This window comes from Mesorhizobium sp. M5C.F.Cr.IN.023.01.1.1 (assembly GCF_003997585.1).
Taxonomy (GTDB): Bacteria; Pseudomonadota; Alphaproteobacteria; order Rhizobiales; family Rhizobiaceae; genus Mesorhizobium; species Mesorhizobium wenxiniae.
This window is the reverse complement of record NZ_RZSU01000128.1, coordinates 1-16350: the sequence shown is the minus strand read 5'-3', so window position 1 is coordinate 16350 and position 16350 is coordinate 1. Positions and strand designations below refer to the sequence as shown.

The window sequence follows — 16350 nt, the reverse complement described above, 5'->3', positions numbered from 1 at the left end:
CCTCGCGTCGTAGCCGATCAGCGACAAGGGAACCTTGAATGTCGAGGCAGGACTGAAGCGCTGGTCACAGACCCCTTGCTGATACAGCGTTTCGCCGCTTGCAGCATCCAGGATCAGCGTGCATTCAACGTCCTTCAGCGGCGCGGATTGAGCACGGATCGGAAAACCCAACAGCCAAGCCAGAAGGTAGAGAACCAATGCGAAAACGAATGGACGGCGGTCTATCTGGCGCATTTGGCAATCTCTCCTGAGGCATGTCAGGAACGGCTTAGCGAGGCGTCTTGTCTCGATTTTGTCTCAAATGCGCAACATCGGGTTAAGGTTAGCAAGTCGTAAAGATCTGCCCGATTACCGAGCCCCTCTACCGCGATCAGCTTTCCGGGTCACTGCGTTTTTTTCCGATCCGCCAGTACCGCCAGGGCGTGAACCAGACATAGCGATCGGCCAGCACATCCGGCACACGATCAATGCCGTGCGTTCCGCCCGGCCCGCAGCGCAGCACGCGGAAAAACCCCATCCAGCCGCCGGCCCACAGCCCGTGGCGGGCAATTGCCTCATGTGCGTATTCGGAACAGGTCGGCAGATGCCGGCAGGAATTGCCGACAAAGCCGGACAGCGTCAGTTGATAAAAGCGCACGAGCGACGTGCCGAGGATTCGGCCGGGCGTCTTGCGCCACGGGCCAGGCCAGTTGCGCGTGTATCGCGGCCTCTGATGCTGGTGCGTGTGATCCGTAGCCATTTGACGGCTAAGCCGCCTGTTCGGCGCGCTTCTTCTCGATCTGGCCGATCGCGTCGACCACCGCATCGAAGGTCAGCATGGTCGAGGCATGGCGCGCCTTATAGTCGCGCACCGGTTCGAGATATCTGAGGTCGGCGAAGCGGCCTTCGGGCGGCGCGCCGTTTTCCTTCAGCATCTTCAGCATTGTCTCGCGCACCGCGCGCAACTCGTTCGCGCTGGCGCCAACGACATGTTGCGCCATGATCGAGGACGACGCCTGGCCAAGCGCGCAGGCCTTCACGTCATGGGCGAAATCGGTGACGACGCCGTCGTCCATCTTCAGATCGACGGTCACGGTCGAGCCGCACAGCTTGGAATGCGCGCGCGCGGTTGCATCGGGACGGTCGAGCCGGCCGATCCGCGCGATATTCCCGGCGAATCCCAGAATTTTCGCATTGTAGACGTCGTCGATCATATTTTTCCAATCCGTCGCCGCCAAGCGAACAGCGATTGCCGCTGACGGTCTTCCTTTCGCTCGGCACGATCATATATAATGCTGGTAGTCGGGTATGGACAAGGTAACCAACAACCTCGTCCGTGCTCAAATCAGTTCACGCCGCTTACGGGCTGGAAACAGGGCACGTTTCTAACACCCGAAAGGTCGTGGTCCGTTCAACTCGTTCCTCCTCAGAGGGGAACTACGGGAGACGCCTTTATGGATGCCGTCATCAAGAAATTCATGCCCCCGTCCGCCTATATGGAAAAGCCGGTCACCGATCGGCCGACCGAGGCCGAAGCCGAGGCCGCGGTTCGCACGCTGTTGCGCTGGACCGGCGATAATCCGGACCGGGAGGGCCTGGTCGATACGCCAAAGCGTGTGGTGAAGGCCTATCGCGAAATGTTCGGCGGCTACGACAAGTGCCCGGCCGAGGAACTCGGCCGCACCTTCGAGGAAGTCGCCGGCTATGACGACCTTGTCCTCGTCAAGGATATAACATTCCATTCGCATTGCGAGCACCACATGGTACCGATCATCGGCAAGGCGCATGTCGGCTATCTGCCGGACGGCAAGGTTGTCGGCCTGTCCAAGATCGCGCGCGTCGTCGATATCTTCGCCCAGCGCCTGCAGACCCAGGAAGCCATGACCGCACAGATCGCCGGCGTCATCCAGGACGTGCTCAATCCGCGCGGCGTGGCCGTCATGCTAGAAGCCGAGCATATGTGTATGGCCATGCGCGGCATCCGCAAGGAGGGCTCCACTACGCTGACTTCGACCTTCACCGGCGTCTTCAAGGACACCCCCGAGGAACAGGTCCGTTTCGTCACCATGGTGCGCGGCGGCAGGGGCTGAACGAGCCTCGCCGGTCGCACAAAACAAGGACCGGCGATGTCGGCACTGAAATTCCCGAAAGCTCCATCAGACAAGAAAGCACTGGAAGAAAGCACGGCTTTTTCGCCGCGCTTCGATGCCAGCGGTCTCGTCACCGTCGTCGTCACCGATGCCGAAGACGGCATGCTGCTGATGGTCGCGCATATGAACGCCGAGGCGCTTGCGCTGACGCTGGAAACCGGCATCGCCCACTACTGGTCGCGCTCGCGCAGCGCTCTGTGGAAGAAGGGCGAAACGTCCGGGAATGTCCAGAACGTCGTCGAGATGATCACGGATTGTGACCAGGATGCCATATGGTTGCGCGTCAAAGTGATGGGCCACCACGCAACCTGCCACACCGGCCGGCGTTCCTGCTTTTATCGGACGGTGGGACTGATCGACGGCAAGGGGACGCTTGCCAGCGACGGCAGCAAGCCGCTGTTCGATGCGAAAGAAACGTATCGAAAGCCCCGCGAACCATCCATATGAACCATTCGCCGAACTGCAGCCTCGTATATTCATGATTTCGATACGGCCAGACTGTATGTTGGCCGTGGGACAAGGGAGATTGTGATGCTCGAATGGGCGTCATCGCTCAACAGACCGGATGTTCGAGAGGCCAATGGCCTGTCGTCGTCCGCCGGCGTATCTGAAACGAACCCCGCCAAGAAAACAGGCATTTCGCTGGCATTGGGCGGCGGCTGCGCGCGCGGCTGGGCCCATATCGGCGTGCTGCGCGCGCTCGACGAAGCCGGCATCGAAGTGTCGATGATCGCCGGCACCTCGATCGGCGCGCTGGTCGGCGGCTGCTATCTTGCCGGCAAGCTGGATGAGCTGGAAGAATTCGCCAGAAGCCTGACCAAGCGCCGCATTTTTGGTCTTCTCGATCTCAATCTGCGCGGCAGCGGCCTGTTCGGCGGCATGAAGCTCGACGCACGGCTGCGCGAGCATATGGCCGGCATCCGTTTCGAGGATTTGTCGAAACCATTCGTTTGTGTCACCTCGGAAATCCGCACCGGCCATGAAATCTGGCTGTCGGGCGGTTCGCTGATCACCGCTATGCGCGCGTCCTATGCACTGCCCGGCGTGTTCGAACCGGTCATTTGCAACGGCCGCGTGCTGGTCGACGGCGCGCTGGTCAATCCGGTTCCGGTCTCGGTTTGTCGCGCCTACGAGCAGCCCCTCGTGGTCGCAGTAAACCTTCACTATGATCTGTTCGGCCGCGCCGCCGTTATCAAGCACAGCGCCGGCGAACTGGTCGTCGAAAAGGATGCGCCAAGGCCCGGCCTGGTCGATGCAGGGCACCAGTACCAAACACGGCTCGGCATCACCGGCGTTATGGTCGAAGCGTTCAACATCATCCAGGACCGCATTTCGCGTGCGCGGCTTGCCGGCGACCCGCCGGATATGTCGCTGCAGCCTAAGCTCAGCCATATCGGCCTGACCGAATTCCACCGCGCCGACGAGGCGATCCGCATCGGCTATCAGGTTACGGTGGCCCAGATCGGCGAGCTGGCCCGGCTGCAGACGGTTCTGGCCTAAACCGCGATTTTTACTGAAGGTCTGCGCAGCAAAAGCGAAAACCGCTCTCAGGCACGTGCGGCATCGACGATGCGGAACTGCACCGTGCGGTTGCCGTTCCAGTGATTGCCCGACAGCGAACCGGCGACGTGCACCGGTTTGCCCTTGTTCGTGAACAGGAATTCGCCGAGCGCCGTATCGACGGCGCGAAAGGCGATCGCCTGGATCCGGCCGCCGCTTTCCGACTGCAACTCGGCGCGAATGTGATTGGTGCCGACCAGCCTCGCATCGGCAAGACGATGGCGCGGCAGCGCGAAGACCGGCGGGATATGCCCGGCGCCGAACGGGCCGGCTTTCTCCAGCGCATCGAGCAGGCCGAGCGTCGCACCCTCGGCGGCCAGCGCACCGTCGATCGCCAGGCTCTCCTCGCCCTGCAGCCGAAACACGTCGGCCGCCGCTCGTTCCTCGAAGAAGGCCCTGAGCGCGCCAAGTTTCGCCCGCTCCACCGTGATGCCGGCCGCCATGCCATGGCCGCCGCCTTTGACGATCAGCCCGGCAATGGCGGCCTCGCGCACCAGCCGGCCGAGATCGAAGCCGGACACCGAACGGCCCGAACCCGTGCCGACGCCATTGGCGTTGAAGGCGATGGCAAAGGCGGGCCGGCGCGCATGATCCTTGAGCCGCGACGCCAGCAGGCCGACGATGCCCGGATGCCAATTGGAGCTGGCGGTGACGACGATGGCCGGCCCATTGCCGCCGGCAAGCTCGGCATCGGCCTCGACTCGTGCCGCGGCCAGCATTTCCAATTCCATCTGCTGCCGCTCCTGATTGAGCCGGTCCAGCGTCTCGGCGATGGTGCGGGCCTCGACGGGATCGTCGGTGGCGAGCAGGCGGCTGCCGAGTGCTGCGTCGCCGATGCGCCCGCCTGCATTGATGCGCGGGCCGATCAGATAGGCCAGATGGAAGGTGTTGACCGGCTCGCCGATGCGCGAGACCCGCGCCAACGCAGCTAACCCCTCGTTCCTCTGCTGGCGCGCCATCTGCAACCCCTTGACCACGAAGGCGCGGTTGACGCCGGTCAGCGGCACCACGTCGCAAACGGTCGCCAAGGCCACGAGGTCCAGCAGACCAAGCAGGTCCGGCGGTGCGGCATCCGGTAACCGGCCACGCAGGATCCTCGCCGTCTGCACCAGAGCCAGGAAGACGACGCCGGCGGCACAAAGATGGCCCTGCCCCGAAAGGTCGTCCTCGCGATTGGGATTGACGACCGCCTCTGCCGCCGGCAACGGACCGCCGAGCTGATGATGATCGAGCACCACGACATCGGCGCCGGCAGCCTTCGCCGCGTCGATCGAGACGGCGCTGTTGGTGCCGCAGTCGACGGTGACGATCAGCGTCGCGCCACGCGAGACAAGTTCGCGCATGGCTTCCGGATTGGGTCCGTACCCCTCGAAGATGCGGTCCGGTATGTAGATCTCCGCTGGCACGGAGAAATGCGTGAGAAACCGCTTGAGCAGCGCCGATGAGGCCGCGCCGTCGACGTCGTAGTCGCCGAAGATCGCCACTCTTTCCCCGGTCACGATCGCTTCAGCGATGCGGGCGGCTGCCTTGCCCATGTCGGTCAGCGAAGCCGGGTCCGGCAAAAGATCGCGGATGGTCGGATCAAGGAACCGCTCGGTCTGCTCGGCGGTCACGCCGCGCCCGGCAAGGACGCGCGCGACGATGTCCGGCACGCCATAGCCTTGCGCTATCGCAAGCGCGGTCATGTCCTGCCGCTCGGTCAGCCGGTGCTCCCAGGAAACACCTGATGCCGACTGCCTGACATCGAGGAAGATACGGTTTTCGCCCGTCATGCGACGCGCCGTCTGCGGATTGTCATTTCTCACAATATGCGACGGCTAGCCGAGTCGGGAATCAAAACTTTTCCAGATCTTGGTGCCTTGCCTTGATCTCGCGAACGGTGCGCGACGACGAGCGCAGCACGATCGTATGCGTGGTGATGGAATTGCGGCCGAACTTGACGCCGGCCAGCATGTTGCCGTCGGTCACGCCGGTTGCCGCAAACAGCACGTCACCGCGCGCCATGTCTTGCGTGCGGTAAACCCGCTTCGGGTCCAAGATGCCCATCCTTGCCGCGCGCGCCACCTTTTGCGGCGTGTCGAGGATCAGCCTTCCCTGCATCTGGCCGCCGGTGCAGCGCAACGCTGCCGCCGCCAGCACGCCCTCCGGGGCGCCGCCGGTGCCGAGATAGATGTCGATGCCGGTTTCATCCGGATCGGTGGTGTGGATGACGCCGGCGACGTCACCATCGCCGATCAGCCGGATCGCAGCGCCCGTGGCGCGCACGGCCTCAATCAGGCTGCCATGGCGCGGCCGATCGAGGATGCAGGCGGTGATCTCCGGCACCGGCACGCCTTTGGCCCTGGCCAGGCTGGCGATGTTTTCGGCCGGCGAGGCATCGATGTCGATGACGCCGTCCGCATAGCCCGGGCCGACGGCGATCTTGTCCATATAGACGTCGGGCGCGAACAGCAGGCTGCCCTTTTCCGCAATGGCGATGACGGCCAGCGCATTGGGCAGGTTCTTGGCACAGATCGTCGTGCCTTCGAGCGGATCGAGCGCGATATCGACCGCCGGGCCTTTGCCGGAACCGACTTCTTCGCCGATATAGAGCATCGGCGCCTCGTCGCGCTCGCCTTCGCCGATCACCACCGTGCCGTTGATGGCGAGGCGGTTGAGCTCCTCGCGCATGGCGTCGACTGCGACCTGGTCGGCGGCCTTTTCGTCGCCGCGTCCGCGCAATCTAGCCGCCGCAACCGCGGCGCGTTCGGTGACGCGCACCAGCTCCATGGTGAGTATCCGGTCAAGGCCGGCTACGATGTTCTGGGCAACGTTCATCGGTGGACAATCCTCGTTGGTACATTGCCTCCCGCCAGAGGCGCGCCGGTTGTGTCAAAGCTCCATGACAACAGCAAGACCTGGGCGGGTCTTTCTTGAAAACGCAACGATATCAATCGATTGGGAGAAGGAGAATTCCTATTCCGCCCGCTCGATGCGGATGACCTGCGGCTTGTCGGTCAGATGGTCGTCCTTGGTGATGCCGTCGACGGCCTTGCGGACCGCCGCTTCCGTCGTCTCGTGGGTGACGAGGATCACCGTCTTCTGCAGGGCGGTGTCCGGCCCGGCGGCGTGCTGCACGATCGATTCCAGAGAAATGTCGTTGTCGGCCATGCGCTTGGCGATGGCGGCAAAGACGCCGATGCGGTCATGCACGGTCAGCCGGATGAAATAGCCGCCGGCATGGCTGCGCATCTGTGCCTTCTTATAGGGTCGCAATTCCTTCGCCGGCAGGCCGAAGACCGGACCGTGCTGGAAACCGGGCCGGCTCTTGGCGATGTCGGCAATGTCGCCAACCACTGCCGATGCGGTGGCGTTACCGCCGGCACCGGGACCGGAGAGCAAAAGCTCGCCAAGAATATCGGTTTCGATGGCCACCGCATTGGTGACGCCGTGCACCTGCGCGATGACCGAGGCCGTCGGCACCATGGTCGGGTGCACGCGCTGTTCGATCCCGCTTTCCGTGCGTTGGGCGACGCCGAGCAGCTTTATCCGGTAGCCGAGATCGCCGGCCGCGCGGATATCTGCCTGGCTGATGTTGGAAATCCCTTCCATGTAGATGTCGTTGGCGGCAATCCGCGTGCCGAAGGCAAGGCTGGTCAGGATCGACAGCTTATGCGCGGTGTCGTGGCCCTCGATGTCGAAGGTCGGGTCGGCCTCGGCATAGCCCAGCCGCTGCGCATCCTTCAGACAGGCGTCGAACGACAGGCCCTCGGCCTCCATGCGGGTCAGGATGTAGTTGCAGGTGCCGTTGAGGATGCCGAAGACACGGGTCACCGAATTGCCGGCCATCGCCTCGCGCATCGTCTTGATGACCGGAATGCCGCCCGCTACCGCCGCCTCGTAATTGAGCAGCACGCCCTTCTTCTCGGCGATCTCGGCCAGCGCCACGCCATGCTTGGCGAGCAGCGCCTTGTTGGCGGTGACGACGTGGCGGCCGGTTTCAAGCGCTGCTTTCACGGATGATCGCGACGGTCCCTCGTCGCCGCCGATCAGGTCGACGAACACGTCGATCTCGGCGGTCTGCGCCATTCCTACCGGATCGTCGAACCACTTGGCCGCGCTGAGATCGACGCCGCGGTCGCGTTTGCGATCACGGGCCGAGACGGCTGACACGACGACCTCGCGGCCGCATTGCCGCGTCAGTTCCGCCGCCTTGTCGTGCAGCACGCGCGCCACCGACGCGCCGACGGTGCCGAGACCGGCGATTCCAACACGCAACGCTTCAGCCATGTCCGGCGACGCCCCTCAAGGATTGGTCGATGTGATCTGTGGCGACTCAACGATGCGCGGCGAGCGGCACCACATTGTTGGGCTGTTTGGCGCTGGACGCCAGGAAGCGCTTGATGTTGCGCGCCGCCTGCCGGATCCGGTGCTCGTTCTCGACCAGCGCGATGCGCACATGGTCGTCGCCATGCTCGCCGAAGCCGACGCCCGGCGCCACCGCCACGTCTGCGTGCTCGATCAGAAGCTTGGAGAATTCGAGCGAGCCGAGATGCTTGAACGGCTCCGGGATCGGCGCCCAGGCGAACATCGACGCCGCCGGCGCCGGGACAATCCAGCCGGCGCGGCTGAAGGCGTCGACCATGACATCGCGGCGCTTATGATAGATGTCGCGCACTTCGGCGATGTCGGCGCCGTCGCCGTTGAGCGCGTGCGCAGCCGCCACCTGGATCGGCGTGAAGGCACCATAGTCGAGATAGGACTTGACCCTGGTCAGCGCCGAGATCAGCCGCTCGTTGCCGACGGCAAAACCCATGCGCCAGCCGGGCATGGAAAAGGTCTTCGACATCGAGGTGAACTCGACCGCCACGTCGATCGCACCCGGCACCTGCAGCACCGAGGGAGGCGGATTGCCGTCGAAATAGATTTCCGAATAGGCAAGGTCCGACAGGATGATGATGTCGTTCTTCTTGGCGAAGGCCACCACCTCCTTGTAGAAATCGAGCGAGGCGACCTGCGCCGTCGGGTTCGACGGGTAATTGAGGATCAACGCCAGCGGCTTCGGAATCGAATGGCGGATGCCGCGCTCCAGCGCCGGAATGAAGCCGTCGTCCGGTTCCACTTGCAACGAGCGGATGACGCCGCCCGACATGATGAAGCCGAAAGCGTGGATCGGATAGGTCGGGTTAGGGCACAGGATCACGTCGCCGGGGGCGGTGATCGCCTGCGCCATATTGGCAAAACCTTCCTTCGACCCCAGCGTCGCCACCACTTGCGTGTCCGGGTCGAGTTTCACGCCAAAACGGCGGCCATAGTAATTGGCCTGGGCGCGGCGCAGGCCCGGAATGCCGCGCGACGACGAATAGCGATGCGTGCGCGGATCGCGCACGACCTCGCACAATTTGTCGACGATGGCCTTGGGCGTCGGCAGATCCGGATTGCCCATGCCAAGGTCGATGATGTCGGCGCCGCGCGAGCGGGCACTGGCCTTCAGCCGGTTGACCTGCTCGAAGACATAGGGCGGAAGCCGGCGGACCTTGTGAAATTCTTCCATATCATTTCCAGTGGTGGGTCAATTCCAGACGGTCAAAGTGGCTTTTGGCAAAGGTGCTTGTCGGTCGCGCGATATAACCCTATTTGCAGGTAGGGTCGAGGGCAGGATCGCATTTGGCTTCGATCTGCTTCAGCGCTTCGGCGCCGTGCTTCCTTGCCAGTGTGTTCAGCGCCGGGTCCGCGGCCTTGACCGCTCCGCCCTTTGAGGCCTGCGCCTGCTCGTCGGCCTTCAACTGGGCGAGCTTGGCGTTCTTTTCCGCCTCGGTGAATTGCTCCGCCGCCACCTGCGGCGGGATATTCAGGTTCGGATAGGTGCCGGTGTTCTTCGGCCCGTCGGTAGCCGCGACAGGCGTGGCGCCCTCGATGTTGGTGCTCGAACAGCCGGCGATCGCCAGCAAAACGACCGCCGCGCCCATGCGGCAAAAACGACCAGTGCCAGAAAAAACAGTTTCGCCAATATTAATCGTCATATTGTTTCCTTGGCAGCCGAGGTAGAGCGCGTTGGACCCTGTCCGATGTCCCATGATAATATGTCAAGAAAACGCTTCGGGAGGAACCCCGCGAACCATGTCCAAAACACCCGATTCGGGCAAAGCGGAAGATGACCAGGCTTCGACCGTCGAGCAATATCTGGTGAAGGACCCGGAGCGCTTCGCCTTGAACATGGCGCGCATGATCGAGCAGGCCGGCAAGGCCGCTTCCGCATGGGCCGAGCCGCGCGAAAAAGGCGAAGTGCGCGATCAGGTCGCCGAGCCGGTCGTTGACATGGTGAAAACCTTCTCCAAGCTCAGCGAATACTGGCTTTCCGACCCGCAGCGTGCGCTGGAGGCGCAGACGCGGCTGTTCTCCGGCTACATGACCGTCTGGGCCAACTCCATCCAGCGTCTCAGCGCCGGCGGCGAAGATGCCGAAGACGCGGTCAAGCCCGAGCCCGGCGACAAGCGTTTCCAGGACCCGGAATGGGGCCGCAACGCCTTCTTCGATTTCCTCAAGCAGGCCTATCTCGTCACCTCGCGCTGGGCGGCCGAGCTGGTCGAGCACGCCGATGGCCTGGACGAGCACACCCGCCACAAGGCCAGCTTCTACGTCAAGCAGGTGTCCAATGCCATCTCGCCGTCGAATTTCATCCTGACCAACCCGGAGCTGTTTCGCGAGACCGTCGCTTCGAATGGCGAAAACCTGGTGCGCGGCATGAAGATGCTGGCCGAGGACATCGCCGCCGGCAAGGGCGACCTGAAACTGAGGCAGGCGGATTACTCGTCCTTCGAGATCGGCAAGAACCTCGCCACGACACCCGGCAAGGTGGTGGGCCGCAGCGATGTCGCCGAGATCCTGCAATACGATCCGGCGGCCGAGACCGTACTCAAGCGGCCGCTGCTGATCTGCCCGCCATGGATCAACAAATACTACATTCTCGATCTCAACCCGCAAAAGTCCTTCATCCGCTGGGCGGTAGAGCAGGGCCACACCGTCTTCGTCATCTCCTGGATCAACCCGGACGAGCGGCACGGCACCAAGAGCTGGGAGGCCTATATCAGGGAGGGCCTGCAATACGGCCTGGACACAATTGAAAGGTCCACCGGCGAAAAGGACGTCAACGCCGTCGGCTATTGCGTCGGCGGCACGCTTCTGGCGGCGGCCCTGGCGCTGATGGCGCAGGAAGGCGACCACCGCATCAAATCGGCCACCTTCTTCACCACGCAGGTCGATTTCACCTATGCCGGCGACCTGAAAGTGTTCGTCGACGAGGAGCAGGTCGCGGCCGTCGAAAAGGCGATGAACGAGAAAGGCTATCTCGACGGCACCAAAATGGCGACCGCCTTCAACATGCTGCGCTCGGGCGACCTGATCTGGCCCTATGTCGTCAACAACTACATGCGCGGCAAGGATCCCCTGCCCTTCGACCTGCTCTACTGGAACGCCGATTCGACCCGCATGGCTGCAGCCAACCATTCCTTCTATCTGCGCAATTGCTATCTTGAGAACAGACTTTCGCAAGGCACGATGGAGCTGGCGGGCCGCGTGGTTTCGCTGAAGGACGTCACCATCCCGGTCTACAACCTCGCCTCGAAGGAAGATCACATCGCGCCGGCGCGTTCGGTGTTCCTCGGTTCGAAGTATTTCGGCGGCGAAGTCGACTACGTCATGGCCGGCTCCGGCCACATCGCCGGTGTCGTCAATCCGCCGGCTGCGCAGAAATATCACTACTGGACCGGCGGCAAGCCGGCGGGCGACTTCGACCAGTGGATCGCCGAGGCCACAAACCATCCGGGCTCCTGGTGGCCGCACTGGCAATGCTGGATCGAGGCCAAGGACGACACCCGCGTGCCGGCCCGCAAACCCGGCAAGCACATGAAAACCCTGGGCGATGCGCCAGGCACCTATGTCAAGGTGCGTGTGTAACCTTCTGTAGGTGTGTAACCTTCTGTAATGTGTGGTGAGTTGACGCGCCGGTAAAAGAGGGCGAAATGGGGTCGTCAACCCTTAAGCACTCCCGATTCTTCTCTAGCCGTCGAATTACTCTGGGGCTTGCGGATTTGACACAGGTCTCGTTTCCGTTCGGGGACAAGGGTTTATTGCGGCGAGATGTTTCGGTGCCGCCAATGAAGTACCGACCGGACGTCGAGGGGGAATTTGGTTTTGAAATCAGCAGGATCGCGCCTCGCGAAGGGAGAAAGCCGCGCCATTGCGGCCGCGCTTTTCTCCGTGCTCCTGGCGTCCTGCACCTCGGCCGGCGACCCGTCCCTGTCAGTCGGCATGCCCGGTTATAATGCCTCTGCTACGGATATCAGCACCGCCTCCGGTACCCAACAGGTCACCACTGATTCATCGTCGCAGATGACGACTTCACAAATGACGATGACCGCCAAAGGCGACGCAAGCCTTCCCCAGCAGGTCGGCTATGTGCCAATGGCCAATCCGGGGACCGAGGGAGGCGCCAAGTCCGATGCCGGCTTCCCCGTCACGGCTCCTGCGCGCGCAGAGGCGACTGCGGGCCAGACGCCGCAGCCCCAGCAACAGTCCGCGCAGACGGTTGAACAGGCCGGCTCTGCTACGCAGAAGAGTGAAACCGCCGATGCAGGCACGGCCGCGCCGAAGTCCAAGACCGAGTCGGCCGCGCCGGCGATGAACAACCCGGTTTATGTGACCGCCGGAGAGCCGCAGCCGCAGGCTTATGCGCCGAAGAAGAAGGGGTTCCTCGCCTCTTTGTTCAGCGCCACGCCGGCCTCGGCGGCGCCTGCCCCGCAGACCAGCAACAGGTCGAGCGAGCAATCCACGGCGGCGCAGCCCAAGGCGGCGGCAAAGCCGACCATCACCTTGGCCTCGGCCAAATCGGCTGAAAAGCCGGTGCAACTGGCTTCGATCGGCGATACCAGCCATTTCACCGATGACGCGCTGCCTGGCGTACGCAAGACCGCACTCTTCGAGATCAAGCGCAAATCCGGCCTCGACGACGACAGCGACGTCGATCTGAACGAGGATGAAGGCGGCGCCTATCAGGTGGCATCCGCTGCCGGGCTTGCCCGGCTGGCGCCCAACGGTCTTTTGAAGCAGACCGAGAATGTCGACGTTGCCTGCCTGAAACCTTCGCTGGTCCGCGTGCTGAAGACGATCGAGGGCCATTACGGCAAGAAGATGATCGTCACCTCCGGCTATCGTGACCCGGCCCGCAACCGCCGCGCCAACGGCGCCAAGAATTCGCTGCACATGTATTGCGCTGCTGCCGACATCCAGGTTCCAGGCGTCGCGAAAGCGCAACTGGCAAGCTACATCCGCAGCATGCCCGGGCGCGGCGGCGTCGGCACCTACTGCCATACCGAATCTGTTCACATCGACGTCGGTCCCGAGCGCGACTGGAACTGGCGCTGCCGCCGGCGGCGGTAACGGCTGTCTCTCTCTCTCATTACGCAACGTTCGCAATGTGCCGCCTCACGACGGCACGGGTGCCGCGTCTAACCGGGCTAAATCGCCGAAAATGCGCGGTTTTGCGGCCAATGAAAAAAGTTGTCGCAGGCGGCGGCAGACGGGTTGCCGGTTTGGTGCAACGCAACTATAAGCGCTCACATCTGAGCGCGCCCATCGTCTAGCGGTCAGGACACCGCCCTTTCACGGCGGTAACAGGGGTTCGATTCCCCTTGGGCGTACCAGACTTTTCAAGCACATAGCTGAAAACTCCGCTCTCCTGTCCAATATTTGGCCAATTTCCTCCTGGGCCTGATCGAGTCGAGCTTGAGGAATGCAGTTGCCGGATCGACTGAGGGCTAGTCTGTAGTGACGATTTGCGTCTGGCCGCGGCCGTCCCCGATAACCCGCTGGCCGAACGGCCATCAAGCAGTGCTCGGCGACACCGTGGGTAAGAGAGGCGGACAATACCGATCCGGCAAAGCCAAATCCATAGGGTGGGAAGTAGTGCCTCGCCGTGCTTATTGCCAACTGCCAAATGGACGGGAAGAATTTTTGGTGACAGTTCGGTGGTTACAGTTTGGCCCCTCGTGACGCGCGAATCGGCACATAGACGTCGAAACGATGCCCGTTGTCAGGGTTGACCAGCTTGTTCAGTTCGACAGAAAGTATCGTCATCCAGGATCTCCTCAGGCTCCAACTGGGCCTGTCTCAGTTGTCACCAACAACGTCATTTTGCGGCTGCTGGAGCTTTTGCGGCCGGGCCAAGGAGCGCACCTGTCAAATGGAGTGAAATCGTTAGCCATTCCTTCATTCATCTTTCCTTAAATACCTGCATGGAATTGGGCGCTCCTATCTCGAGGCGGTTTGTCCGCTGTCTGCGACGACGATGCCTCGGCACGAGCGGCAACGTTGCCATCATTTTTGCCCTGTCTTTGCCGATCGTTGTTGGTGGTGCGGGTCTCGGGGTGGAAACTTCGTATTGGTATTATAGTAGCTTGAAATTACAGGCGGTGGCCGACGCGGCAGCTTATGCTGGCGCTTTGGAAAAGGTTTCGGGATCCGACAAACCCGCGATAGTCTCGGCCGCGACGCTTTCAGCAGCCTCAAACGGTTTTGCAGCGTCGACAGGCACGATTGAAGTTTTCACACCCCCGTCATCCGGCCCAAACGTGGCGAAAAAGGCTGTCGAGGTCATCGTTCATCAGAACCTCGATCGATTTTTCACGTCGATATTCACGCAGAACGAGGTTGGCGCGCGGGCAAGAGCAGTGGCTCTTATCACGGATGCTTCAAAGGCCTGCGTTCTGGCGCTCAATCGCTCTGCTTCGAGAGCGGCCCTCTTTTCCGGCAGTTCGACCACAAAACTGACGGGCTGCTCCGTCATGTCGAATTCGATTGCTCCGGACGCCATCAAGCTTCAGGGATCGGCAAGCCTTGATGTCGACTGCCTGATATCGGCCGGTGGGATGTCATTGGCCAATCCTGTGAAGACCGTCTGCACCAGCCTGGTAACCCAGGCGTTGCCCGCTGCCGATCCTTTTGCCGACCTTCCGGCGCCGCCGGCCACGAACCCCTGCCAAAACGGCAATCAGTCGACGTTGCAACCTGGAACATACTGCAGGGGGCTCAGCTTGAGCGGCAGTGTAACGCTCTCGCCGGGGGTATACGTCATTCAGGGAGGCGATTTCAAAGCGAACTCAAATGCAAACATTTCCGGCGAGGGAGTTATCATCTATCTGGCCGGCAGCTCCGGCGTCACCATGAACGGCACTGCCACCGTCAAGCTTAGCGCACCGACATCAGGCACCTATTCGGGTGTGCTGTTTTACGGCGACAGAGCAAACTTAGCGGGATCGAACACGTTCAATGGCACGGCGGATTCGCTTTTGACCGGCGCCCTGTATTTTCCAACGCAGGCGGTCAATTACCTCGGCAACTTCTCGGGCATAAATGGTTGCACGCAGGTCGTCGCCAGCAACGTGCAGTGGTCCGGCAACACAACCATCAATCAGGATTGCACCAGCCTCGGGATGCGTGAGATTCCGGCGACGCAGTCCGTTCGGCTTGTCGAGTAATCCTACATGGAACGGCGACCAGTCCGGATTTTCCGGAGCGATTCGGGTGTTGCGGCGGTGGAGTTTGCGCTGGTTCTGCCGATCCTTTGCCTGGTAGTTCTTGGCGTCATTAACGGCTGGTCTTTCGTATCAAGCTCGTTGTCGATGCGCGCAGGCGTCAAAACGGCAGCAAATCTTGTGATGCAAGGAGAAGCCAACGACGCGGCAACCCAAGCCGTCGCCCTTTCGAGCTGGGAAAATCGTCCCGACGACGCGCAAGTTACATTGGGGCGCAAATACATGTGTGGGAGCACCGTGGCCGATCCATCGGTCCTGTGCGACGGTTTGAAAGCTCCCTCGGTCTTCGTTGAAATACAGGCGACAGCCACCTGGTCCCCGCCCTTCGGCTTTGACGTGTTTTCCTTCTCGCGCGAGCTTAGGCATCAACAGGTGATTCGTGTCCGTTAAAGGAAGAGCATTTACACGTGATGCGTCAGGCGGAGCTGCATTGGAATTCGCACTGCTCGCGCCTTTTCTGATGATGCTTTTGTTCGGGATTTTCGCATTCGGCTGGGCTTTGAACGCCATGTCGAGTGTTCGGTACACGCTGGAAACGTCCTCGCGTGCGCTGCAGATGAAGAACTCGCTGACGCAGGCCCAGATACAAGCCATTGCCACAGAGAAATTACTGGCTTTAGGGTTGAGAGACGTCGAAGTGACGATTGGGATCGATCCCCCCAGCAGCGGTTTCCGCATGGCGCATCTGACCGCTACCTATGCTTTCGTCATCGACTTCCCATATTTCGATCGGTATCCGATAAATTACGCAACGACAGTCACAGTTCCGTTGATTGGAACATAAGCCTCGTTCGAGTCGGGGGCCGCGGCTAGTTCCCCATCCTGAAAAACCCTGCAGCGAAGCTCTTCCTCGCCGCAAAGTCGCCGCAGCCGCTGACGATAACGCTATGTTTATCAGGCGGGCCAAATTATCTTGCCGATCGCACCATATGAAATGCGACGATCGCCGGGGATTGGCGCGCGTTGGCTGAAGACGAAAACAGGGGCAAACGCAGGCAGCGCGTCTTCAAGGGCGCGACGATCCTGACCGGCATCACCAATTCCGAGGTCACGTGCACGGTGCGCAACATGCATGACGGAGGCGCCGAACT

16 protein-coding genes, 1 tRNA gene and 1 pseudogene are annotated in these 16350 nt (G+C 61.8%); 10 read left to right on the top strand and 8 right to left on the bottom strand.

Annotated elements, in window-relative coordinates; translation table 11 throughout:
• The 3 genes from EOA78_RS30940 to EOA78_RS30930 all read right to left on the bottom strand — a co-directional run.
• Window positions 1–234, bottom strand: a 234-nt coding sequence (locus EOA78_RS30940) for a penicillin-binding transpeptidase domain-containing protein (RefSeq protein WP_348628509.1), incomplete at its 3' end; no start/stop codon positions are given.
• Window positions 235–370: 136 nt separating this feature from the next.
• Window positions 371–739 carry a membrane protein insertion efficiency factor YidD gene (gene yidD, locus EOA78_RS30935; RefSeq protein ID WP_127319050.1) on the bottom strand — a complete coding sequence of 123 codons (369 nt, stop codon included), beginning with the start codon at window positions 737–739 and terminating at the stop codon, window positions 371–373.
• A 7-nt stretch (window positions 740–746) separates the two neighbouring features.
• Window positions 747–1193: an iron-sulfur cluster assembly scaffold protein gene (locus EOA78_RS30930; protein WP_127319048.1), complete on the bottom strand. Its 447-nt coding sequence runs from the start codon at window positions 1191–1193 to the stop codon at window positions 747–749.
• Window positions 1194–1433: 240 nt separating this feature from the next.
• Between EOA78_RS30930 and folE the strand changes: the two genes are divergently transcribed.
• From folE to EOA78_RS30915, 3 genes are all read left to right on the top strand, one after another.
• Window positions 1434–2069, top strand: a complete 636-nt coding sequence (gene folE / locus EOA78_RS30925) for a GTP cyclohydrolase I FolE (RefSeq protein WP_023801043.1) — start codon at window positions 1434–1436, stop codon at window positions 2067–2069.
• Window positions 2070–2105: 36 nt separating this feature from the next.
• A complete protein-coding gene (hisI, locus tag EOA78_RS30920; RefSeq protein WP_127319046.1) occupies window positions 2106–2576 on the top strand; it encodes a phosphoribosyl-AMP cyclohydrolase in 471 nt (156 codons plus the stop codon).
• A gap of 84 nt (window positions 2577–2660) precedes the next feature.
• Window positions 2661–3629, top strand: coding sequence for a patatin family protein (locus tag EOA78_RS30915; RefSeq protein WP_127319044.1), 969 nt, complete (start codon window positions 2661–2663; stop codon window positions 3627–3629).
• A gap of 47 nt (window positions 3630–3676) precedes the next feature.
• Here EOA78_RS30915 and recJ read toward each other — a convergent pair whose 3' ends face one another.
• From recJ to EOA78_RS30890, 5 genes are all read right to left on the bottom strand, one after another.
• Window positions 3677–5461, bottom strand: a complete 1785-nt coding sequence (gene recJ / locus EOA78_RS30910) for a single-stranded-DNA-specific exonuclease RecJ (RefSeq protein WP_127319042.1) — start codon at window positions 5459–5461, stop codon at window positions 3677–3679.
• Window positions 5462–5522: 61 nt separating this feature from the next.
• Window positions 5523–6506: a class II fructose-bisphosphatase gene (glpX, locus tag EOA78_RS30905; protein ID WP_127319040.1), complete on the bottom strand. Its 984-nt coding sequence runs from the start codon at window positions 6504–6506 to the stop codon at window positions 5523–5525.
• Between the two features lie 138 nt (window positions 6507–6644).
• Window positions 6645–7958: a homoserine dehydrogenase gene (locus EOA78_RS30900; RefSeq protein ID WP_127319038.1), complete on the bottom strand. Its 1314-nt coding sequence runs from the start codon at window positions 7956–7958 to the stop codon at window positions 6645–6647.
• Window positions 7959–8004: 46 nt separating this feature from the next.
• On the bottom strand, window positions 8005–9222 hold the full coding sequence (locus EOA78_RS30895; protein WP_127319036.1) for an LL-diaminopimelate aminotransferase: 1218 nt from the start codon (window positions 9220–9222) through the stop codon (window positions 8005–8007).
• A gap of 79 nt (window positions 9223–9301) precedes the next feature.
• Window positions 9302–9691: a hypothetical protein gene (locus EOA78_RS30890; RefSeq protein ID WP_127319034.1), complete on the bottom strand. Its 390-nt coding sequence runs from the start codon at window positions 9689–9691 to the stop codon at window positions 9302–9304.
• Between the two features lie 97 nt (window positions 9692–9788).
• Between EOA78_RS30890 and phaC the strand changes: the two genes are divergently transcribed.
• From phaC to EOA78_RS37480, 7 genes and pseudogenes are all read left to right on the top strand, one after another.
• On the top strand, window positions 9789–11624 hold the full coding sequence (gene phaC, locus EOA78_RS30885; protein WP_127319032.1) for a class I poly(R)-hydroxyalkanoic acid synthase: 1836 nt from the start codon (window positions 9789–9791) through the stop codon (window positions 11622–11624).
• Between the two features lie 231 nt (window positions 11625–11855).
• A complete protein-coding gene (locus EOA78_RS30880; protein WP_127319030.1) occupies window positions 11856–13106 on the top strand; it encodes a D-Ala-D-Ala carboxypeptidase family metallohydrolase in 1251 nt (416 codons plus the stop codon).
• Window positions 13107–13294: 188 nt separating this feature from the next.
• Window positions 13295–13369: transfer RNA gene (locus tag EOA78_RS30875), tRNA-Glu, on the top strand.
• A 591-nt stretch (window positions 13370–13960) separates the two neighbouring features.
• Window positions 13961–15202: a pilus assembly protein TadG-related protein gene (locus EOA78_RS30870; protein ID WP_127319028.1), complete on the top strand. Its 1242-nt coding sequence runs from the start codon at window positions 13961–13963 to the stop codon at window positions 15200–15202.
• Between the two features lie 6 nt (window positions 15203–15208).
• Window positions 15209–15649, top strand: a complete 441-nt coding sequence (locus EOA78_RS30865) for a TadE/TadG family type IV pilus assembly protein (RefSeq protein ID WP_127319026.1) — start codon at window positions 15209–15211, stop codon at window positions 15647–15649.
• Window positions 15650–15689: 40 nt separating this feature from the next.
• Complete coding sequence (locus EOA78_RS30860; protein ID WP_245477876.1) at window positions 15690–16043, top strand: TadE/TadG family type IV pilus assembly protein; 354 nt, start codon at window positions 15690–15692, stop codon at window positions 16041–16043.
• 179 nt (window positions 16044–16222) lie between these two features.
• A pseudogene (locus EOA78_RS37480) lies at window positions 16223–16350 on the top strand (PilZ domain-containing protein); the annotation flags it as partial.